We start from the raw sequence: 22124 nt of genomic DNA on the forward strand, positions 1-22124 counted from the left end.
AGCCCCATTGCTAAACGCCGCCGTTTCACGCGACCGCGTCCGCCGGCTGGTGCGTCAACAGCGCGATCAGCCGGGCAATTTCCTCGCGCATCTTGCGCCGATCCACGATCATGTCAATCGCACCTTTTTGCAGCAGAAATTCCGAACGCTGAAAGCCCTCTGGCAGTTTCTCACGCACCGTCTGCTCGATCACACGCGGGCCGGCGAAGCCGATCAGCGCGCGGGGCTCGGCAATCACGACATCGCCCAGGAACGCGAAGCTAGCCGACACGCCGCCCATCGTTGGGTCGGTCAGCACCGAGATGAACGGCAGCTTGGCCTCGGAGAGCTTGGTGAGCATCGCTGTGGTCTTGGCCATCTGCATCAGCGATAGCACGCTTTCCTGCATCCGCGCGCCGCCCGATGCGGCAAAGCAAATAAACGGGACCTGCTGCTCGAGCGCGTTCTTCGCCCCGCGCACGAAGCGCTCGCCAACGACCGAGCCCATCGAGCCGCCCATGAACGCAAACTCAAAGCAGGCGACCACTACCGGCAACGTGTGAATCGCACCGCCCATCACGACCATCGCGTCGGTCTCGCCGGTCTCGTCCATCGCGTCCTTGAGCCGATCCGGATATTTACGGCTGTCCTTGAACTTCAGCGCGTCGACCGGCACGATCTCCTGGCCGATCTCATAGCGACCCTCCGGATCGAGCAACACGTCCAACCGCTCGCGTGCCCCCATCCGCATGTGGTGATCGCACTTCGGACACACGTGCAGGTTGGCCTGCACATCATTGCGGTAAAGCACCGCTTCGCAGTTCGGGCACTTGACCCACAGTCCTTCCGGGATGCTCTTGCGGCTGCGCGGATCCGTTTGCTTGATCTTCGGCGGCAGCAGTTTATCCAGCCAACTCATGAAAGCTCCTCGATGCGTAGTTTCGTCGCGGCATACCGCCGGGTTCAGGCTGCGTGGTCCAGCGCGTGCCGCACCTCGGCGACAAACGCCTTGAGTACGTGCGCAGCGTCCTGCCCGGGTGTCTGCTCGAGCAGTTGGACAATGCGGCTACCGATCACGACCGCGTCGCTAACCTCGGCGACCGCACGGGCCATGGCGGCATCGCGAATGCCGAAACCGACTCCGATCGGCAAAGGCACCCGCGCCTTGATGGTCGGCATTTTACCTGCGATGCTGGAAACGTCGAGATTTGCCGCACCGGTCACGCCCTTGAGCGACACATAATAGACATAGCCGCTCGCCACGCGCCCCACCGCGGCAATGCGCTCTTCAGTGGACGTCGGCGCGAGCAGGAAGATCGGATCGATGCCGTAGCCACGCATCGCGTCGGCGAATTCGGCAGCTTCCTCGGGCGGATAGTCGACCACCAGCACGCCATCGACGCCGGCCTCACGCGCCGCGGCGCCGAACGCCTCGCGCCCCATCCGCTCAATCGGATTCGCGTATCCCATCAGCACCACGGGTGTATCACGGTCGCGCTCGCGAAACACGCGCACGTCGTCGAGCACGCGCCGCAGCGTGATACCGCGCGCCAGCGCCCGCTCGGACGAGCGCTGGATCACGGGTCCGTCGGCCATCGGGTCCGAGAACGGCACACCAAGCTCGATCACGTCGGCGCCACCAGCAGCCAGCGCGTGCATGAACTCGACGGTGCGCGCCGGATCCGGATCGCCCGCGGTCATGAATGGAATCAGACCCTTGCGTCGAGCGCGGGTCAACGCCGCAAACTTCGTTTCAATTCGGGACATGGGATGAAGTCTCGTCTAAGATCGCGCGGTCTGCCTCCAGCGCAGCCAATCGCCGGCGAGCAAGCGCGCAGTATTCAGGATTGATCTCGTAGCCGACAAAGCGGCGCTGGTGCCGCGCGCAAGCCACCGCGGTGGTGCCACTGCCCATGAACGGATCGAGCACCAAACCGCCCGGCGGGCAGCTGGACAGCACCATTCGCTCGATAATCTCCAGCGGCTTTTGCGTCGGATGCGCGACGCGCTCGCCATGCTGGCGATGCAGGCGCGACACCGACCAGACGTCCTTCGGGTTATAGCCGAGTTCGAGCCATTTGCTACCTTCGAAAAGGCGCCGCGAGCGGGCCTTCTTCGTGACAGGATCGTACGGGATACGCACCGAGTCTAGGTCGAAGTAATAGTCCTTCGACGCCGCGAAAAAGCCGATGTTGTCGTGCACCGACGTGAACCGGCGCGTCGTGCCGCCCATGCTCGGCACGCGCCGGTCCCAGATAATCTCGTTGATCATCGTGAGCCGGCGCTTCAAGAAGCAGAAGATTTCCGGCGCGTATTGCCACGTGCAGAATACATACAGTGAGCCGCTCGGCTTAAGCTTCGGAATGGCCAGCTCGAGCCAGCGGCAGGTCCACGCGATGAAATCCTGGCCGTTGCGTTTGTCCGAATCGTTACCATAGTCCTTGCCCAGCCCGTATGGCGGGTCGGCCAGAATCAGGTCGATCGACTGGTCAGCTAGGCTGCCCACGTCGGCAACGAAATCGCGATTGCGTAACGCAATCCCCGGCGGGATGGCGCGCGGATGCAGTGCATCGAGCGCCAGCGCGAAGTCACACCCGCCGTCGGCCGGCTCGCCGTGATCGTCGTCCGGTCCGGCTCGTTCGCTCAGTTTGTCGCCGTGCATCGTGATCGGTGTCGTATCGCGCGGCACGCTCAAAACGCAATGCCGGCGCGCTCAGCCACCGTATGCATATCCTTGTCGCCACGTCCCGACAGGTTCACCAGCAGCAGCTTGTCGCGCGCCAAGCTCGGTGCAAGCTTCGCTGCATACGCAAGCGCGTGGCTGGACTCGAGCGCGGGAATGATGCCCTCGATGCGGCAGCAGTCGTGAAACGCCTGCAGCGCCTCATCATCGGTGATCCCGACGTACTGTGCACGGCCGGTATCGTGCAGCCACGCATGTTCCGGCCCGACACCCGGATAGTCCAGCCCCGCGGAGACCGAATGCGTATCGATGATCTGCCCGTTTTCGTCCTGCAACAGATAGGTGCGGTTGCCATGCAGCACGCCGGGCGTGCCGCCGATCAGCGACGCCGCGTGCCGGCCGCTGCCCAGTCCATCGCCGGCCGCCTCTACGCCGATCAATTGCACCGCCGTGTCGTCGATGTAGGGATAGAAAATGCCCATCGCATTCGAGCCGCCCCCCACACACGCGATCACCGCGTCCGGCTGGCGACCGACCAGTTCGGGCATCTGCACACGGCACTCGTCGCCGATTACGCGCTGAAAGTCACGCACCATCATCGGATACGGATGGGGGCCGGCCACGGTGCCGATGATGTAAAACGTATTCTCGACATTCGTGACCCAGTCGCGCATCGCCTCGTTCAGCGCGTCCTTCAGCGTGCGCGAGCCCGAGTCAACCGGCACGACGGTCGCGCCAAGCAGCTTCATCCGGTAAACGTTCGCCGCCTGCCGGCGCACATCCTCGACGCCCATGTACACCACGCATTCCATGCCAAGGCGCGCGGCGATCGTCGCCGTGGCCACGCCGTGCTGGCCGGCGCCCGTCTCCGCGATGACGCGCGGTTTGCCCATACGGCGCGCCAGCAACGCCTGGCCGATCACGTTGTTGACCTTATGCGCGCCAGTGTGATTCAAGTCCTCGCGCTTCAAGTAAATCTGCGCACCGCCGAGCAGCTCGCTCCAACGCTGTGCGTGATAGATCGGCGACGGACGGCCGACGAAATGCTTCAACTCGCGCGCATATTCGTTGACGAACTCGGGATCCTGCCGGTATTGGTCGTACGCGTCGCGCAGTTCAGCGAGCGCATGAACCAAGGTTTCGGCGACGAACACGCCACCATATGGGCCAAAGTGGCCACGTTCATCAGGCAAGTTGTGCATTGCGTCACTCTCGTCAGACAGGGCCCGCGCATCACGCGAGCCCACTGTTCACCAGGCGCCCATCGCCGCCGCTGCCACATCTGCGGCCCGCACGGCATCGACGAACGCCGCCATTCGGGCATGATCCTTCACGCCCTTTGCACCCGGCACTTCGATGCCACTGGACACATCCACGGCATACGGGCGCACCCGGTGGATGGCGTCAGTTACGTTTTGCGCGTTCAACCCACCACTCAAAACGGCCTGACGCGCGATATCTGCTGGAATAAGTGACCAATCGAAAACCTTTCCGCCTCCGCCATAGCCGGCGACCAGCGTATCGAGCAGCAAGCCCGTCGCGCAAGCATAGTTGACCGATAATTCTACCAAATCAGCCGGCTGGGTAGCCGGTCCGACACGTAGGGCGCGCAGCCAGCGCAGGCCCGCGCGCCCCGCCAATGCAGCGCAACGCTGCGGCGTCTCGTCGCCGTGAAATTGCACCATGCCAAGCGGCACCGCGTCGAGCACCTGTTCGAACAGCGCGTCGTCGGCATTAACGAACAGCCCCACCACGGTCATGAATGCCGGGACTCGGCGCGCCAGCGCGGCGGCAATCTCGATGCTCACACAACGCGGGCTGGGCGGATAGAAGACCAGTCCAATCGCATCGGCACCCAGTGCGACCGCGCAATCGACGTCTTGCGCGGTGGACAGGCCACACAGCTTCACGCGCGTGCGCCGCGCACGGCAGGCCGGCGCGGCGGCCCTGGTGGTGGCGGGCTCAGTCACGATGCCATACCTCGCTGAACGGCAAACTGGCAAGATTGGGCGGCGGCACGCCGAAGTCGTCAGGATACCCCACCTGCGTCAGATACAGGCCATCCGGCATGAACGTCGGCGCCGCGTGCTTGCGCTCGCGAGCGGCTAGCACTTCGGCCATCCAATGGGCCGGATGCCTGCGCCGTCCCACCGACACCAGGCAGCCCATAATGTTGCGCACCATGTGGTGCAGAAACGCATTCGCGCGAAAGCGCAAATGCACGAACGGCCCATGCTCGACGATATCAATCGCATACAGGTGCTTGACGGGCGTCTTCGCCTGGCAATCGGACGAGCGAAACGACGAAAAATCGTGCTCACCAATCAAATAACTGGCGGCCTCGCGCATCATCTCGACATCCAGCGCCGTATGAACCCACCCGGCGCGCCCCGCGAGCATCGGCGAGCGCACGGGATGCACATACAGCACATAGAAATACGTGCGCTCGAACGCCGCAAAGCGCGCATGAAAAGTCGGCGGCATCGGCTTGGCCCACTGCACCGAGACACTGGGCGGCAAGAACGCGTTGACTCCACGAACCCACGAAAATTCTGCTCGGTCGAGCTGTGTATCAAAATGCACGACTTGACCGAGCGCATGCACACCCGTGTCGGTACGGCCGGCGACAACCGTGGGCAGCGGCACTTGCGCGAACTGCTCCAGTGCACGCTCGAGCACATTCTGCACCGTATTGCCGTGCGGCTGCGCCTGCCAGCCGCAAAATGCGGCGCCGTCATACTGAAGTCCCAGCGCGATGCGCATCGCCACCCCACTCAAAGCGGCGTAAGCACGGCGTGCAGCTTCCGCGCCTCGTCCAGCGTCGTCGACTCGTTCGACGCGATGACTTCACTGACCAATGCGCGCGCGCCCGCCGCATCGCCCAACTCCATGTATTCGACGGCCAGATCGAGCTTGTTACGGGCGATCGCGGCGAGTTCGTCCGGCGTCGACACGACGCACGGTTGTTCGGCCAGCGGCGGCAAATTGAGATCAAAATCGAGGTTCAGTGCGCCGAAAGGGGCGGCACCGACGCCGGGCGGCGACGCAACGGAGGGTGGCGAGGCCATCGGTGCGTCGCGCTCAACGGCAGCAATTGCCGCATCGTTCGCGCTCGACGGCGTGGACGACAGCGGCGGCAGCGACAGCTCCAGCGATGCCAGCGCGGCAGCGGCGTGTGCCGGAAAGTCGGGCGCTAGCGGCGTTTGCCGCTCCCCAGCGTGCGTTGCTGTGACAGTCAGCGATTCGGCTGCTGAGGCGGCTAAAACAACACTCGATGACGGCGGCGCAGCGTTCGGACCGTGCTCGACCGTGTCACCGCGCGACAACGCGTCGTGCGCTCCGGCGGCGGAAACGGCCCTAGGCAGCAGGCCGGCCTGACCAGCGTCACTGGTCGGGCTTTCGCACGCCGTGTCAGCGGCATGGGCTGCCGCGCCGTCAGACGGCTCAGATCCGGTCCGCATCGCCAAGACGCGATGCGGCAAGCCATCATCCGGCGCACGCGCCGCACCCGCTCGAGTCTCTTCGCGTGGGCCAACGCCTTGTGCACCGCCCATGTCGCCGTTAGCTGCCGTGCGCCGCCGTCGTCGCACCAGTGCACTCAGCAACCCCACCAACAGGACCGCCAGCACAGCAGCACCCGCCGCGATCGCCGACGACAGACGTAGTGAGGCAGCCGTGCGGGCCGACGCGTGGTCCGTACCCTGGCTCGCCGCCACGGTAGGTGTCGAAACCGCCCGCGCCGCAGATGAGGACGCGGCGCCACCCGGCGCGGCCGTGCCCGACGCCGCGGGCGGCAGTGCATTGCCGGCGCCCGACGCGGCCATCGCCGACGCCCCGGTCGTCACCGTCGCCGCCGCGTCGTCTGGTACGCGGATCACCGCGCCGATCTTCAAGCGGTTCGGATCGCGCCCCATGAACGCGCTGGGATTGGCCTCGAACAGCAGTGCCACCATCCTGTCACGCATCGCCCGGTCGTTGGACTGGACCACAGCACTGGCTATGTCGTTCAGCGATTGGCCGGGCTTGACGACAAAACGATTGGGGCCTGCGCTCTCGGCAACCGACGCGCCGCCCGTGCCGTCCGCGCTGGTATTCGTTCCGGCTGCCGCCGCGCCCGGCGGCAACACCGCAACCATTGCCGCCACCACCACAGCGCACGCGCGCGCGCCTCCTGCTCGAACAGTCATTGATACTCCTGCAGCGCCACAATGCGTGCTAACCTGAGCCGCCGTTGGCCTGTGCCACACGCCGACGCCGATCCCAGTCGGCTTTCGATCACAAAACGGCTTTTGATCACAAAAGCAGAATCTTAAAACGAAAAAGGCGCCACGCAGCGCGTAACGCCCTTGTCTTTCGCGCGCACGGGCACGCGCGTTGTTCGCTGGCGGATCAACGCTCGAGCAAAATGCGCAACATCCGGCGCAGCGGTTCGGCAGCGCCCCACAGCAACTGGTCGCCGACCGTGAATGCCGATAAGTATTCGCCGCCCATCGCAAGCTTGCGCAACCGGCCGACCGGCACCGACAACGTGCCGGTCACGTTGGCCGGCGACAGCCCGTGCATCGACGCGTCGCGCTCGTTCGGCACGACCTTCACCCAATCGTTCGCCGTCGCCAGCATCTGATCAATCTCGTCAAGCGGCACGTCCTTCTTCAGCTTGATCGTCAATGCCTGCGAGTGGCAACGCATCGCACCGATGCGTACGCACAATCCGTCGACCGGGATCGACCCCGGCTCGCCGACGGCTGGACGGCCGAGGATCTTGTTCGTCTCGGCGCCGCCCTTCCATTCTTCCTTTGACATGCCATTGCCCAGGTCCTTGTCGATCCATGGAATCAGCGAACCGGCCAGCGGCACGCCGAAATGCTGCGTCGGCATCGCATCACTGTTCATCGCGGACGACACGCGGCGGTCGATGTCCAGGATGGCCGACGCGGGATCGGCCAGTTGCGGCTCCACCGCGCCATGCAGCGTCCCCATCTGCTCCAAAAGCTCGCGCATGTTTTGTGCGCCGGCCCCGGACGCGGCCTGATACGTCATTGCGGTCAGCCAGTCGACCAGGTCGTGCTGGAACAATCCGCCCAGCGCCATCAGCATCAAGCTTACGGTGCAATTCCCACCAATAAAATCGCGTCCGCCACGCACCAGCGAATCACGGATCACGTCGAGATTAACCGGATCCAGGATGATCACCGCATCGTCCTTCATCCGCAGCGCGGATGCCGCGTCGATCCAGTAGCCCTTCCAGCCGGCTGCGCGCAGCTTCGGATAAATGTCGTTCGTATAGTCACCACCCTGGCACGTGATGATCGCGTCGCAGCGCTTTAGTTCGTCGATATCGGACGCGTCCTTGAGCTTCGTGTTCGTGTTCGCGAATGCCGGCGCCGCACCGCCCGCATTGCTGGTACTGAAGAAGACCGGCTCTATCAGGTCGAAATCACGCTCCTGTTGCATACGCTGCATCAGGACACTGCCGACCATGCCGCGCCAACCAACGAAACCTACGTTCATGACTTACCTTTGGGATCGATTCTTCCCCGCATCTGTCCCCAGTGTGGCCGCGCGGGGAAGATGGGGCGGACACGACTGGACACGATCAAGCTTTGATCGTTTTGCGGGTACGAATAATCGTCGTGCCAATAAGCGTGCGATGCGCCGCGCGAACACGCACGGCCGCTAATTTCCGCTCGCGCGAACGCACACCGCGATCGTCACCGACGATCGCGGCAACTAGGTTCGTGGAGCACGATGCTGGCATCATGGTGCGCAGTGTACACGAAATCGTGACGCGATGGCGCCAAACCCGTTCAAAAAGCGAGCTGATTCAGCGATTTGCACCGCCTCGGACAAATCGCCTGGGCAGTGTATCAGCGCGCCAGCGCCGCGATGACCGCATCGCCCATTTCGCGCGTGCCGACTTGCTTGCAACCCGGCGTGACGATGTCCGCCGTGCGATAACCTTGCGCGAGCACACGCTTAACCGCGTCCTCGATCCGGCCGGCCTGTTCGGCGCGCCCCAGCGAGTAGCGCAACATCATCGCAGCCGACAGGATCGTTGCGAGCGGATTGGCCACGCCCTTGCCCGCGATATCCGGCGCCGATCCGTGCGACGGCTCATATAGGCCCTTGTTGTTCGCGTCAAGCGACGCGGAGGGCAGCATCCCGATCGAGCCGGTCAACATCGCGGCTTCGTCGGACAGGATATCGCCAAACATGTTGCCCGTCACAACCACATCGAACGCCTTGGGCGCCTTCACCAGTTGCATCGCCGCGTTGTCGACATACATATGCGAGAGTTCGACATCCGGATAGTCGCGCGCCACGTCGATTATGACGTCCTTCCACAGTTGCGATGTCTCCAGCACGTTGGCTTTGTCGACCGAGGTCAACCGCTTCGCGCGCTTTTGCGCGGCCTGGAAGGCCACGTGCGCAATCCGTCGCACCTCCGGCTCCGCATAGCGCATCGTGTCGAAACCCTCGCGGCTACCGTGGAACGGGCCGTCCGGCGCGTCGCGCAGGCCGCGCGGCTGGCCGAAGTAGATATCGCCGTTCAGTTCGCGCACGATCAGGATGTCCAGTCCAGACACGATCTCCGGCTTCAGCGATGACGCACCAGTCAGCTCCGGATAGCAAATCGCCGGACGAAAGTTTGCGAACAACTGCAAGTGCTTGCGCAAGCCAAGAATTGCCTGCTCCGGGCGCAACGCACGCTCGAGCTGGTCGTATTTCCAATCGCCGACCGCGCCGAACAGGATCGCGTCCGCGTGCCTGGCCAGCGCCAACGTGGCGTCCGGCAACGGGTGCCCGCTTGCCTCGTAGCCAGCGCCGCCGACCGGTGCCTGCTCTAGCTCAAATCGCTCGTCGAGTGCGTTCAGGACTTTTACCGCCTCGGTAACGATTTCCGGGCCAATCCCATCGCCCGGCAACACGGCAATCTTCATACGTTCCATTCCAAAGACATTGAATCGAAAGGCGCGATGTGCGGCGACGCGTGCCGCCTCAACCAACGAGACGATTGTTCAGCCACGGTTGACGGGCCAGCCGCTCGGCCTCGAACTGACGAATCCGGTCAGCATGACGCAGCGTAAGACCGATGTCGTCGAACCCGTTGAGCAAACAGTACTTGCGAAACGGTGCGATATCGAACTCGAACACGTGGGCACCGTCCACGGTGCGCACCTGCTGCTGTTCCAGGTCGATCGTCAGCTGGAAGCCGTTGAGTGCGGCCGTATCGTTGAACAGCCGGTGTACATCGGAGCCGCGCAACACGATCGGCAGCAAGCCGTTCTTGAAGCAGTTGTTGAAGAAGATGTCTGCAAAGCTGGGCGCGATGATCGCCCGAAAGCCATACTGCTGCAATGCCCACGGCGCATGCTCGCGTGAGCTGCCGCAGCCGAAGTTCTGGCGTGCAAGCAGGATCGAGGCGCCCCGGTAGCGCGGCTGATTCAACACGAAATCCGGGTTCAGCGGCCGCTTCGAGCAATCCTGGCCCGGCTCTCCATGGTCCAGGTAGCGCCACTCGTCAAACAGATTGGGACCAAAGCCCGTACGCTTGATCGACTTCAGGAACTGCTTCGGAATGATGGCATCGGTGTCGACATTCTCGCGATCGAGCGGTGCGACGATACCAGTGTGAACGACAAATTTTTTCATGACTTCCTCGAACGTGATCGAGTCCTGATCGGACCAGGTCAGGCCCGCCGTCGCGGGCCCTGCGCGTGACCCGTGACCTGCGGCGCGACCCGCATTACTCCGCGGCCTTCTTGATCGCCGCGCCGGCCTCGCGCATGTCCTGCCCGAAACCCGACACGGTGTTGCATCCGGCGATCGCGGCACAGCCCAGCACCGCCGCGGCCACTGCGAACCACCCGATGAATACGCGCTTCATTCTGGTGCTCTCCCCGTCGCGTCAGGCCAGCTGACGCACGTCGACAAAATGACCTTCGATGGCCGCCGCGGCTGCCATCGCCGGGCTGACCAGGTGCGTGCGTCCGCCGTTGCCCTGGCGCCCCTCGAAATTGCGATTCGACGTCGATGCGCAGCGCTCGCTCGGCTCGAGCCGGTCCGCGTTCATCGCCAGGCACATCGAGCAACCCGGCTCGCGCCATTCGAACCCGGCGTCCTTAAATACTTTGTCGAGCCCCTCGCGCTCGGCCTGCGCCTTCACGAGCCCGGAGCCCGGCACGACCAGCGCCTGCCGGATGCTCGGTGCAATGCGCCGCCCGAGCTTGCGCACCACGTGCGCGGCCGCGCGCAGATCCTCGATCCGCGCATTCGTGCAAGAGCCAATGAAGATCTTGTCGGGCTTAATCGCCTCGATCGGTGTATCGGGCTCCAACGCCATGTACTGGAGCGCGCGCTCCATCGCATCGCGCTTGACCGGATCGTTCTCGCGCTCCGGGTCCGGCACCCGTGCGTCGATCGAGGTGACCATCTCCGGTGACGTGCCCCACGTCACTTGCGGCACAATCTGCGCGGCATCCAGCTCGACGACGCGATCAAAGTACGCGCCTTCATCGGAGCGGAACGTGCGCCAATACTGCGCGGCCTGCTCAAACTCGGCGCCCTTCGGCGAGAACGGCCGCTCGCGCAAATAGTCGATTGTCGTGTCATCGACCGCCACCATCCCGGCGCGCGCGCCGGCCTCGATGGCCATGTTGCACACGGTCATGCGACCTTCCATCGACAGCGCACGGATCGTCGAGCCACCGAATTCAATCGCGTAGCCGGTGCCGCCCGCCGTGCCGATGCGCCCGATGATCGCGAGCACGATGTCCTTGGCCGTGCATCCACGCGGCAACACGCCATCAACTTTGATCAGCATGTTCTTGCTTTTTTTCTGCAGCAACGTTTGCGTGGCGAGCACGTGTTCGACCTCGGACGTGCCGATGCCGTGCGCGAGCGCGCCGAACGCGCCGTGCGTCGACGTGTGGGAATCGCCGCACACGATTGTCATGCCGGGCAACGTCGCGCCCTGCTCCGGCCCAATGATGTGAACGATGCCCTGCCGCTGGTCGTTCATCTTGAATTGCGTGATGCCATAAGCGTCACAGTTGGCGTCCAGCGTATCGACCTGCAGCTTGGACACCGGATCGGCAATGCCGTGGCTGCGGTCGGTAGTCGGCACGTTGTGGTCCGACACTGCCAGGTTCGCGCTAATGCGCCACACTGGTCGCTGCGCGAGCTTCAGGCCTTCAAATGCCTGTGGCGAAGTCACCTCGTGCAACAGGTGCCGGTCGATATAGAGCAGCGTGGTGCCGTCTTCCTCGGTATGGACGACGTGCGAATCCCACAATTTGTCATACAGGGTCTGGGGCATGGCGTTCAGTCTCGGGTCAGTGCTGGACCGGGGTATTGAAGGGACAGCGTAGGTCGATGCTGCGTGGGTCCACGCACCGATTATGCCAGCAGCACTGGCCGATTCGCTAGCCCTTTGATAAAAAAACCCAATAAAAACAAAAAGTTATGGTGGTATCCGCAATACCTGGATAAATACTGCCAGCTTGACTGATGCACGCTGGACAGCGATGTCCCGGCGCAGCGCCGATGTGCCCGCCGCCCCGCATGCGGATCCGCCGCACAGCTCGTTTGCCCCGTCACGAGGCTCCCTTGTCAGATCGAGCCAAGTGTGGATCTCGCGTTTGCGACGCAGGGCACGCTGCAGCCCTACGGCGTTCGACTGCTGCCGGTCTCGACCTGCCAGTCATTACCGGCAATCCCAACGCATACGCATCAAAGACGGCTGCAGACGGCGGCCCAGCCTACAACCGTCCCGGCGCGGGAAAAGCGCACGGGCCAGAGGCGCCTGTCCAGCACCTCTGGCCCGCTCTGTCCTCGGCCTAATCAACCTTGACGGCCGGTTCACGCAGACTGCCCGTTCACACAGGCTACCGGTTACGAGCCGCCGAATACCGACAGCCGCAACACGCCGGTCCGCTCTTACCGCTTGTCGATCGGCTTCACCTCGCGCGACGTATGGCCGATGAACAATTGACGCGGACGACCGATCTTTTGCTCCGGCTCCGAAATCATCTCGCTCCACTGCGCGATCCAGCCTACCGTACGAGCCATCGCGAAAATACACGTGAACATCGACGTCGGAATACCGAGCGCGCGCTGCACGATGCCGGAATAGAAGTCCACGTTCGGATACAGCTTGCGCGACACGAAGTACTCGTCCTCGAGCGCGATCTTCTCCAGCTCCATCGCCAATTTGAACAGCGGATCATCGTGCAAGCCAAGCTCGTTGAGCACTTCGTGGCACGTCTCGCGCATCAACTTCGCGCGCGGATCGTAGTTCTTGTACACGCGGTGGCCAAAACCCATCAGCTTGACACCGGAGTTCTTGTCCTTGACCTGCTTGATGAACTCGGGAATCTTGTCCGGCGAGCCGATTTCCTCGAGCATATTCAGCGCCGCCTCGTTGGCACCGCCATGCGCCGGCCCCCACAGACACGCGATCCCCGCGGCGATACACGCAAACGGATTCGCGCCGGACGAGCCGGCCAGCCGTACGGTCGACGTCGATGCGTTTTGCTCGTGATCCGCGTGCAGAATCAAGATACGATCGAGCGCGCGCACCAGCACGTCGTTGATCACATATTCCTCGCACGGGTTCGCGAACATCATGCGCATGAAGTTTGCGCTGTACGATAGGTCGTTACGCGGATAGACGAACGGCTGGCCAATGCTGTATTTGTAGGCCATCGCGACGAGCGTCGGCAGCTTCGCAATCATCCGGATCGCCGATACCTCACGATGACGCGGATCGTTGATGTTCAGCGAATCGTGGTAGAACGCCGACAGCGCACCCACCGCCGCCGTCAGGATCGCCATCGGATGCGCATCGCGGCGAAAGCCCCGGAAGAAGAACTGCATCTGCTCGTGGACCATCGTATGCTTGGCCACGGTATCGACGAATTCCTTCTTCTGCTGTTGATTCGGCAGATCGCCCTTGAGCAGCGCATAACACGTCTCGAGAAAGTCCGCATTCTGCGCCAGCTCGTCGATCGGGTAACCGCGGTACAGCAGCTCGCCCTTGTCGCCATCGATATAAGTGATCGAGGAGTTGCACGACGCGGTGGACATGAACCCCGGGTCATACGTGAATTTGCCGGTCTGGCCGTACAGCTTGCGGATGTCGATCGCATCGGGGCCCATCGTGCCCTTGTAGATCGGCAGTTCGACACTCGGCGAATTGTCGCTGAACGATAGCGTGGCTTTAACGTCTGACGGGGTCATGGCAGATCCTCAATCGTGGTATGGGAAACAGTTTGCGATATGACGCATGAATCACACCGTACGCAGCCAGCCGAGTACGCGCGCCACGTCGAGCGTCGCGAGCGCGCCATCGGGTTCGCTGCGCGACAGCAGCAGGTCCATCAGCTCGTTGTCGGACAGCTCCAGCAATTGCGTGAGCGCACCAACGTCCGCGTCGCTGAGTGCATGTTCATATCGGCTGAAAAAACGCTCAAAAATCAGATCGTTTTCCAGCAGGCCGCGTCGCGCGCGCCAGCGAAGCCGCGCGCGACGCGTAGGGTCGGACTGATGAGACGAAGACACGTCAGCCTCAAACCGCCCGGCGCACCATCAGTTCCTTGATCTTGCCGATCGCCTTTGTCGGATTGAGCCCCTTCGGGCACACGTCGACGCAGTTCATGATCGTGTGGCAACGGAACAGACGATACGGGTCTTCCAGGTTGTCCAGCCGCTCGCCGGTTGCCTGGTCGCGACTGTCGGCGATGAATCGGTACGCTTGCAACAAACCCGCCGGGCCGACGAACTTGTCCGGGTTCCACCAAAAGCTGGGGCACGACGTCGAGCAGCTCGCGCACAGGATGCACTCATACAGGCCGTCGAGTTCGTCGCGCTCCTCGGGCGACTGCAACCGCTCCTTCTCCGGTGGCGGCGTGTCGTTGATCAGGTACGGCTTGATCGAGTGATACTGGTTGAAGAACTGCGTGAAGTCGCAAATCAGGTCGCGCACGACCGGCAGTCCCGGCAACGGACGCAGCACGATTTTGTGCGGCAGCTCGTTCAGGTTCGTCAGGCACGCCAGCCCGTTCTTGCCGTTGATGTTCATCGCATCCGAACCGCACACGCCTTCGCGGCACGAGCGGCGGAACGAGATCGTCTCATCGATTGACTTGAGCTTGACCAGCGCGTCGAGCAGCATCCGGTCATGCGAGTCGAGCTCGATCTCGTACGTCTGCATGCGCGGCGCGGCGTCCTTGTCCGGATCGTAGCGGTAAATTTCAAAAATACGTTTTGCCATGTTCGTTTCCTTTGACTTGCTGCGCGTCGCTCAGAAGGTCCGCGGCTTCGGCGGGACCGAATCGACCGTCAACGGCTTCATGTGGACTGGCTTGTAGTCCAGACGGTCGCCTTCGCTGAACCACAGCGTATGGCGCAGCCAGTTTTCATCGTCGCGGTGCTCATAGTCGCTCTGCGCGTGCGCCCCCCGACTCTCCTTGCGCGCCTCGGCCGACACCATCGTCGCACGAGCGACTTCGGTCAGGTTGGCTAGCTCGAGCGCCTCGACGCGCGCAGTATTGAACACTTTCGACTTGTCCTTCAGATGCACGTCGCCAGCGCGCGCGCACACTTCGCGGATCTTCACGACACCTTCGGCAAGCAGCTTCGACGTGCGGAACACGCCCGCATGCGCCTGCATCGTCTTGCGGATGTCCGCCGCCACCGCCTGCGTGTACTCGCCCGACGTGGACGCATCGAGTTTGGCCAGCCGCGCCAACGCAAAATCGGCCGCATCGGCCGGCAACGGCTTGTGCTCCTTCACGTCCTTCACGTGCTTGATGATGTGATTGCCGGCCGCGCGGCCGAACACCACAAGGTCCAGCAACGAGTTCGTGCCAAGACGGTTCGCGCCGTGGACCGATACGCACGAGCATTCGCCGACCGCGTAGAAGCCGTTGACCGGCTCCTCATGGCCCTTCGGCGTGCCGACGACCTGGCCATGGATATTCGTTGGGATGCCGCCCATTTGGTAATGGATCGTCGGCACCACCGGAATCGGCTCCTTGATCGCATCGACGTTCGCAAACTTCAGCGCGATCTCGCGAATCGACGGCAAGCGCTTCATGATCGTTTCCGCGCCGATGTGCGACAGGTCCAGCAGCACGTAGTCCTTGTTCGGACCACAGCCGCGCCCTTCCTTGATTTCCTGATCCATCGAGCGCGACACAAAATCGCGGGGCGCCAAGTCCTTCAGCGTCGGCGCGTAGCGCTCCATGAAGCGCTCTCCGTTCGCGTTACGCAGAATGCCGCCCTCGCCGCGCACCCCTTCGGTAATCAGCACGCCCGCGCCCGCAACACCGGTCGGGTGGAACTGCCAGAATTCCATGTCCTGCAACGCGATGCCAGCGCGCGCGGCCATCCCGAGACCGTCGCCGGTATTGATGAACGCATTCGTCGACGCATTGAAGATGCGCCCGGCCCCGCCGGTCGCGAACAGCGTGCACTTGCCCTCGAGAATGTAGACGTCACCGGTTTCCATCTCGAGCGCGGTTACACCGAGCACGTCGCCTTCGGCGTCACGGATCAGGTCCAGCGCCATCCATTCGACGAAGAAATGCGTTTTGGCCTGCACATTCTGCTGGTACAACGTATGCAGCAGCGCGTGGCCGGTGCGGTCCGCGGCCGCGCAAGCGCGCTGCACCGGCTTCTCGCCATAGTTCGCGGTATGGCCGCCGAACGGGCGCTGATAGATCGTGCCGTCTGGATTGCGGTCGAACGGCATGCCGAAGTGCTCAAGCTCGTAGACCGCGTTCGTCGCCTCGCGGCACATGAACTCGATCGCGTCCTGGTCGCCAAGCCAGTCTGAGCCCTTGATCGTGTCATAAAAGTGGTAGTGCCAGTTATCCTCGCTCATGTTGCCGAGCGATGCGCCGATGCCGCCTTGCGCAGCCACCGTGTGCGAGCGGGTCGGGAACACCTTGGAGAGCACGGCGACCGACAAGCCAGCCTTCGCCAGTTGCAGCGACGCGCGCATCCCAGAGCCGCCCGCGCCGACGATCACCACGTCGAACTTGCGACGCGGCAGCGAATTCTTAATTGCAACCATGCTTTAAACTCTCCAGAGAATCTGTGCGGCGTAGCCCGCGCACGCGATGAGCCAGACAATCGTCAGCACCTGCAGCACGAGCCGCACGCCGACCGGCTTCACGTAATCCATCCAGATGTCGCGCACGCCGACCCAGGCGTGGTAGAAAAGCGCGAGCAGCGTGACGAACGTCGCGAGCTTCATCCATTGGATCGAAAAGATCGCCGCCCAGCCGTCATACGAAAAGTTACCGGCCGAGAAGAACCAGACGAGCAGGATGACCGTGTAGATTGCCATGATCGCCGCGGTCGCGCGCTGCGCAATCCAGTCGCGCAGCCCATAGTGAGCGCCGACGACCAGACGCTTCGGACCAATGCGGTGATTCGCTGCCATTTAAAAGACTCCGAACAGTTTGAGCGCGACGGCGATCGTAAGCACCGACGACACCACGAATACGACGATCGACGTTTGCTTGCCGCCCTGCTTCGTGACCGCACGGTGCGTGTCTAGCAGCAAGTGGCGCAGTCCGGCGCAGAAGTGGAACAGGTACGCCCACGACAGCACGAGCACGATGAGTTTGACTAAGGGATAGGAAAAGAAAGCTTTCAGGGACGCAAAGCTGAGCTCCGAAGTCAGGCTCTGCTCAAGCAGGTACAGCGAGAAAGGCAGCAGCAGGAACAGCAGCGCACCGCTGACGCGATGCAGGATGGACACACGGCCCGCGAGCGGTAGTCGGTATGTCAGTATCTGGCCGATACTGATGTTCCGGTACTCCGGTCTTGGTTTTTTTACGGCTTCAGCCATTGCTAGACCCCAAGTTGAGACACCAACCCGTAATTTTAACGCCTTTTCTTTTCGCAATGCATCGCAACAATGTTGCGCCGGCGTTCTTTCGGGCGCCAGTGTTGCAAGATTGCTTTGCCTTATACGCAACAATAGGGGTTGCACAACGCGCGCGGCGCGCGCCAGACTGGACTGCCGCGCGTCGGTGCCATCGTCTTTTTCTATCAGCTCAAATCGTTTTGGTAATGGTATCCGGCCGTCACGTACCAGCCGCGCCGCACTTCGACCGGTCGATCACCGTACGTGTACGATACGCGATCGACCGACAGCAGCGGATAACCGGGTGCGACACCCAACAGCGCGGCCACCGCCGCGTCGGCGGCCACCGCGCGGATCTTCTCGGACGCGCGGATCATTCGCGTACCGAACTCCGTCTCGAACATCGCATACAGCGGCCCCTTATACTCGGACAGCCGCTCCAGCGTGAGCCCGCGAAACATCGCACCGGGCAGCCAGATTTCGTCGAGCACCGTCGGCTTGGCCTCGAACTCAAGCACGCGCTTGACCAGCACCGCGGGGTCCGCGGGCTTGAGTTCCAGCTGCCGTGCGATCTCCGCCGGTGCACGCAAGCGCCGTACCTCCAACAGGCGGCTCTCGTGCGGCTGCAACTCGCCCTGGTCGGGCAACAGCCGCAGGAAACGGAACTGCACGCGGTCCTCGTGGTGGGTCGCCACGAACGTACCCTTACCCTGGCGGCGCACAAGCAGATTGCCGGCGGCCAACTCGTCGATCGCCTTGCGCACAGTGCCCTGGCTGACTTTGTAGCGTGCAGCTAATTCCACCTCGCTCGGGATCATCTCGCCCGGCTTCCACTCGCCCGACTCCAGGCTTTGCGTGATCAGCGCCTTGATCTGTTGATAAAGCGGGCTGAATGTGGGCGACGGCGCGCCCGCGGCCAGGCCGCGCTCGGTGCCGTCCGTCATGTTGCCCGGGCTCGCGTGGATCGAATTCATGGCGCTATTTCATCATGAAGGTCGCCACACCGTCCATCTTTTTTCGCCCTATTCATCTGTCTTATATAAGATATAAGATACGGTTGACTTTACCCCCTTTGGCTCCTAAACTTCGTTGCTATGCAATGCTTTACGGCGTATCGTGCCGGATCGGTGCGCGATACACCGCGCAATACGGAAAGACCGAAATTTACCGGCACGCCCCGTTTAGCCGCGTGCGCGAGCACCGCATCCCAGCAGGTGGTTCGCCCATGCGGCAAACGAGACCGCGCTTCACCAACGCGCGACGAACGTCAGCCCGGGCATGCTGCAAAGAGCCACGCGGCGCGCTTAAAATGGCGTTCTTTGTTGCGTTCAACGTCTCGTCCTGGAGATTTATCAATGGCTAAGCCCGCTCAGCGCGTTGCCGTCACTGGCGCCGCAGGTCAAATTGGTTACTCGCTGCTATTTCGCATCGCTAATGGCGACCTACTTGGCAAAGACCAACCCGTCATTCTGCAACTGCTCGATTTGCCGCAGGCGCAAGCCGCCGTCAAGGGCGTGGTGATGGAGCTCGAGGACTGCGCCTTCCCGCTGCTGTCCGACGTGGTCGTCACCGACGATCCGAAAGTTGCATTCAAGGATGCCGACGTTGCGCTGCTGGTCGGCGCCCGCCCCCGTTCCAAGGGTATGGAACGCAAGGACTTGCTGTCGGCCAACGCCGAGATCTTTACGGTGCAGGGTCGCGCGCTCAATGAGGTCGCTAGCCGCGATGTGAAGGTGCTGGTGGTGGGCAACCCGGCCAACACCAACGCCTATATTGCGATGAAGTCGGCACCGGACCTACCCAAGAAGAACTTTACCGCGATGCTGCGCCTGGACCACAACCGCGCGCTGTCGCAGTTGGCCGCTAAGGCGGGCAAGCCGGTCGCCTCAATCGAGAAGCTCGTGGTATGGGGTAACCACTCGCCGACGATGTACCCGGATTTCCGCTTCGCAACGGTTGAGGGCCAGTCACTGACCCAACTGATCAACGACGACGAATGGAACCGCAACGTGTTCATCCCGACGGTGGGCAAGCGCGGCGCGGCGATCATCGAGGCCCGTGGACTGTCGTCGGCCGCGTCCGCAGCCAATGCGGCAATCGACCATGTGCGCGACTGGGTGCTCGGCTCCAACGGCAAGTGGGTCACGATGGGCGTGCCGTCCGACGGCTCGTACGGCATCCCGGAAGACATCGTCTATGGCGTGCCAGTGATCACCGAGAACGGCGAGTACAAGCGCGTCGAGGGTCTGGAGATCGATTCGTTCTCGCGCGAGAAGATGGACGCCACGCTCAGCGAGCTGCTCGAGGAGCGTGACGGCGTGCAACACCTGCTCGGCTGAGCCGGCACGCGCTTCACGCCGACAATGCGCGCCTTGACGCCTGCCGATGTCCTGTTCGATGGCGAAGTGCCGCCCGCGCTGCTGCCCGCGTGCGATCATTACGCGGGCAGTGAGAAGCTGATGCGCAAGTCGCTCGAGCTGCAGCAGCGGCTCGGACCGGTGTTCGACATCACGCTCGATTGCGAAGACGGCGCGCAGGTCGGACGTGAGACCGAGCACGCGGCGCTGGTCGCCTCGCTATTGCACGGCGAGGCCAATCACTTTGGCCGCGTCGGCGTGCGCATCCACGCGTACGATCATCCGCATTGGCGCGACGACGTGCGCATCGTGCTACATGCACCACGGCGCTCGCCCGCGTACATCATGTTGCCGAAGGTGCGTGGGCTACACGAGGCGGCCGAGCAGTGCGCATTCATCGACGCGGTGCGCCGCGAGACGGGTCTGCCCGCCCCCATCCCGGTTCATTTGCTCATCGAGACGCATGCCGCGCTCGACGCGGTATTTTCACTGGCCGCGCTGCCAGCCGTGCAATCGCTGTCGTTCGGCCTGATGGATTTCGTCTCCGCGCATCACGGCGCAGTTCCTGACGCCGCGATGCGCTCGCCGGGGCAATTCGACCATCCGCTGGTGCGCCGCGCCAAGCTCGAGATTGCCGCGGCCTGCCATGCGCACGGCAAGGTGCCGTCGCACAACGTGACGACCGACGTTCGCGACGCGCAACGCGTCGCGCAGGATGCCACGCGAGCCCGCGACGAATTCGGTTACACGCGGATGTGGAGCATCCATCCGGCGCAAATCGAGCCGATCGTCGCCGCCTTCGCGCCGCGCGACGACGAATTGGCGCTTGCCACCGACATCCTGCGTGCCGCACAGCAGGCGCAATGGGGACCCATTCGCCACCGCGACACGCTGCACGACCGCGCGAGCTACCGCTACTACTGGTGCGTGCTGCGCCGTGCGCAAGCGTCCGGTCGGCCGCTTGCGAGCGATGTTGCAGCCTGGTTCACGCCTGCTAGGGACACCGTGTCGGATGCCGCCGCGGCAAATCGCGCCGCAACGGCAAACCCAATATCTGCCCCCTTGTTAAGTAGGCGAGAATAACGTCCGGCCAACAGCGCGCGCCGCCCGCGCGCCCGGTCGACGCCCATTTTTCGAGGTATGGATACAGATGAAGACACTCGCTATCGCCACCGCCATCGGCGTGCTCTGCGCCACGCTGTTCGTCACTGCCGACGCGTGCGCCGCCACGGCCGCCGTAACCGGCGCCAGTTCCGCGTCCGTCAAATCCGGCACAAAGAAACCCGAGCCAAGCCATCGATTGTTCAAGAAGCGCGTCGCCAAGAAGGCCGCCGCAAAAACGATCGCCGATCCGGTGCCGGAAGGCGCGACGAAATGGGGCTGTGCGGAAAATAGCGAGTTTTTCGTGAGTGGCGACATGAAGCGCGACCAGATTGTCACCGTGCATTGGGCAGGCAAGAATTACAAGCTGCCGCGCGAGCAGACGACCACCGGCGCCGATCGCTTCCACGACGCAGCGACAGGACTGGATCTGATCGTGATTCCGACCAAGGCGATGCTGTTCTCCGACAAGAATAGCTCTCGACTGGCCGACGAATGTAAGACGCCCGCAATGGTCGCCGGTGCGCCGGCGCCGATCCAGACCGAGGCGCTCAAGCAGCGTCCGGGTCTGTTGCAAAGTAACTGAGCGACACCCGGCCGTATACCAGGGCCCCCGCCATGTCTGCACCAACCTCGAACGTGCGCTCCGAACCGGATTCCGTGCTGGTCGACAGCCTCGACTACGTGCAGCACTGCCGCGTCGACAGTGCGCTCGCGCTAGAGACGGTGTGCTACTGCCTACTCGACACGCTTGGTTGTGGGCTACAGGCGCTGTCCTACCCGGCCTGCACGAAGCTGCCCGGCCGGCTTGAGGCGGCTGACTATGAGGACGAAGTCGCACGCGACGCGCGCATCGACGCGCTAACCGTCGAATTGGACGACGGCACGAAATTCGACGAGGTGGTGGTTGAGTACCCGATCGGGCACCCGCGCCGCCGCGCCGACGGCATCTCGTTGCTGGTTGATAAGTTCCGCGCGAATCTTGCGCGTCGCTTCGCCGACAAGCAGCGCAACGCCATTGTTGACGTCTCGCTGGAGCCGGCCCGCCTCGAGGGGCGATGCCCGTCAACGAGTATGTCGATTTGTACGTGATTTGACTGAACCCACGCGTATCAACCCAAGG

At 63.0% G+C, this 22124-nt stretch carries 22 protein-coding genes and 2 pseudogenes; 5 read left to right on the forward strand and 19 right to left on the reverse strand.

Annotated elements, in window-relative coordinates:
- Positions 1–25 precede the first annotated feature (25 nt).
- The 19 genes from accD to B0B13_RS08825 form a co-directional block, all read right to left on the reverse strand.
- On the reverse strand, positions 26–898 hold the full coding sequence (gene accD, locus B0B13_RS08735) for an acetyl-CoA carboxylase, carboxyltransferase subunit beta (RefSeq protein WP_076786520.1): 873 nt from the start codon (positions 896–898) through the stop codon (positions 26–28).
- Between the two features lie 44 nt (positions 899–942).
- Positions 943–1746, reverse strand: a complete 804-nt coding sequence (trpA, locus tag B0B13_RS08740; RefSeq protein WP_076786518.1) for a tryptophan synthase subunit alpha — start codon at positions 1744–1746, stop codon at positions 943–945.
- Positions 1733–2641, reverse strand: coding sequence for a DNA-methyltransferase (locus tag B0B13_RS08745; RefSeq protein WP_286137283.1), 909 nt, complete (start codon positions 2639–2641; stop codon positions 1733–1735). The genes trpA and B0B13_RS08745 overlap by 14 nt, the downstream gene beginning before the upstream one ends.
- 29 nt (positions 2642–2670) lie before the next feature.
- Complete coding sequence (gene trpB / locus B0B13_RS08750; RefSeq protein ID WP_076797236.1) at positions 2671–3864, reverse strand: tryptophan synthase subunit beta; 1194 nt, start codon at positions 3862–3864, stop codon at positions 2671–2673.
- Between the two features lie 48 nt (positions 3865–3912).
- Complete coding sequence (locus B0B13_RS08755; RefSeq protein WP_139337383.1) at positions 3913–4632, reverse strand: phosphoribosylanthranilate isomerase; 720 nt, start codon at positions 4630–4632, stop codon at positions 3913–3915.
- Positions 4625–5425, reverse strand: coding sequence for a tRNA pseudouridine(38-40) synthase TruA (truA, locus tag B0B13_RS08760; protein WP_076786514.1), 801 nt, complete (start codon positions 5423–5425; stop codon positions 4625–4627). The genes B0B13_RS08755 and truA overlap by 8 nt, the downstream gene beginning before the upstream one ends.
- Before the next feature lie 11 nt (positions 5426–5436).
- Positions 5437–6849, reverse strand: a complete 1413-nt coding sequence (locus B0B13_RS08765; RefSeq protein WP_076795767.1) for a FimV/HubP family polar landmark protein — start codon at positions 6847–6849, stop codon at positions 5437–5439.
- A gap of 202 nt (positions 6850–7051) precedes the next feature.
- A complete protein-coding gene (asd, locus tag B0B13_RS08770; RefSeq protein ID WP_076795769.1) occupies positions 7052–8173 on the reverse strand; it encodes an aspartate-semialdehyde dehydrogenase in 1122 nt (373 codons plus the stop codon).
- A 356-nt stretch (positions 8174–8529) separates the two neighbouring features.
- On the reverse strand, positions 8530–9603 hold the full coding sequence (gene leuB, locus B0B13_RS08775) for a 3-isopropylmalate dehydrogenase (RefSeq protein WP_076786507.1): 1074 nt from the start codon (positions 9601–9603) through the stop codon (positions 8530–8532).
- A gap of 58 nt (positions 9604–9661) precedes the next feature.
- Entirely contained in the window at positions 9662–10315 is a 654-nt protein-coding gene (leuD, locus tag B0B13_RS08780) for a 3-isopropylmalate dehydratase small subunit (protein ID WP_076795772.1), read from the reverse strand.
- 94 nt (positions 10316–10409) lie between these two features.
- Positions 10410–10550, reverse strand: coding sequence for an entericidin A/B family lipoprotein (locus tag B0B13_RS17190; protein ID WP_083703694.1), 141 nt, complete (start codon positions 10548–10550; stop codon positions 10410–10412).
- 21 nt (positions 10551–10571) lie between these two features.
- Positions 10572–11981: a 3-isopropylmalate dehydratase large subunit gene (leuC, locus tag B0B13_RS08790; RefSeq protein WP_076795774.1), complete on the reverse strand. Its 1410-nt coding sequence runs from the start codon at positions 11979–11981 to the stop codon at positions 10572–10574.
- Between the two features lie 620 nt (positions 11982–12601).
- The gene (gene gltA / locus B0B13_RS08795) at positions 12602–13903 is read right to left on the reverse strand and encodes a citrate synthase (RefSeq protein ID WP_076795777.1); all 1302 of its coding nucleotides are present in this window, start codon (positions 13901–13903) and stop codon (positions 12602–12604) included.
- A gap of 51 nt (positions 13904–13954) precedes the next feature.
- Positions 13955–14224 (reverse strand): FAD assembly factor SdhE, encoded by a 270-nt coding sequence (locus B0B13_RS08800; protein ID WP_076795780.1) that lies wholly within the window; start codon positions 14222–14224, stop codon positions 13955–13957.
- Positions 14225–14231: 7 nt separating this feature from the next.
- A complete protein-coding gene (locus B0B13_RS08805; RefSeq protein ID WP_076786497.1) occupies positions 14232–14936 on the reverse strand; it encodes a succinate dehydrogenase iron-sulfur subunit in 705 nt (234 codons plus the stop codon).
- Between the two features lie 30 nt (positions 14937–14966).
- Positions 14967–16742 carry a succinate dehydrogenase flavoprotein subunit gene (gene sdhA / locus B0B13_RS08810; RefSeq protein ID WP_076786495.1) on the reverse strand — a complete coding sequence of 592 codons (1776 nt, stop codon included), beginning with the start codon at positions 16740–16742 and terminating at the stop codon, positions 14967–14969.
- 3 nt (positions 16743–16745) lie between these two features.
- On the reverse strand, positions 16746–17114 hold the full coding sequence (gene sdhD, locus B0B13_RS08815; protein WP_076786493.1) for a succinate dehydrogenase, hydrophobic membrane anchor protein: 369 nt from the start codon (positions 17112–17114) through the stop codon (positions 16746–16748).
- Complete coding sequence (gene sdhC / locus B0B13_RS08820; RefSeq protein ID WP_076786491.1) at positions 17115–17525, reverse strand: succinate dehydrogenase, cytochrome b556 subunit; 411 nt, start codon at positions 17523–17525, stop codon at positions 17115–17117.
- Positions 17526–17728: 203 nt separating this feature from the next.
- Positions 17729–18487: a GntR family transcriptional regulator gene (locus tag B0B13_RS08825; RefSeq protein WP_235090715.1), complete on the reverse strand. Its 759-nt coding sequence runs from the start codon at positions 18485–18487 to the stop codon at positions 17729–17731.
- A gap of 411 nt (positions 18488–18898) precedes the next feature.
- On the opposite strand from B0B13_RS08825, the gene B0B13_RS08830 reads away from it, so the two are divergent.
- The 5 genes and pseudogenes from B0B13_RS08830 to prpD (B0B13_RS19315) form a co-directional block, all read left to right on the forward strand.
- Entirely contained in the window at positions 18899–19882 is a 984-nt protein-coding gene (locus B0B13_RS08830; protein WP_076795784.1) for a malate dehydrogenase, read from the forward strand.
- 24 nt (positions 19883–19906) lie between these two features.
- Positions 19907–20983: an HpcH/HpaI aldolase/citrate lyase family protein gene (locus tag B0B13_RS08835; RefSeq protein WP_083703695.1), complete on the forward strand. Its 1077-nt coding sequence runs from the start codon at positions 19907–19909 to the stop codon at positions 20981–20983.
- 67 nt (positions 20984–21050) lie between these two features.
- On the forward strand, positions 21051–21587 hold the full coding sequence (locus tag B0B13_RS08840) for a hypothetical protein (protein ID WP_076795787.1): 537 nt from the start codon (positions 21051–21053) through the stop codon (positions 21585–21587).
- Positions 21588–21619: 32 nt separating this feature from the next.
- A pseudogene (gene prpD / locus B0B13_RS20035) lies at positions 21620–21806 on the forward strand (2-methylcitrate dehydratase); the annotation flags it as partial.
- Positions 21803–22098: pseudogene (gene prpD, locus B0B13_RS19315) on the forward strand (2-methylcitrate dehydratase); the annotation flags it as partial. The pseudogenes prpD (B0B13_RS20035) and prpD (B0B13_RS19315), both read left to right, overlap by 4 nt.
- Between the last annotated feature and the right edge of the window lie 26 nt (positions 22099–22124).

The organism is Burkholderia sp. b14 (assembly GCF_900156195.1).
Lineage (GTDB): Bacteria > Pseudomonadota > Gammaproteobacteria > Burkholderiales > Burkholderiaceae > Mycetohabitans.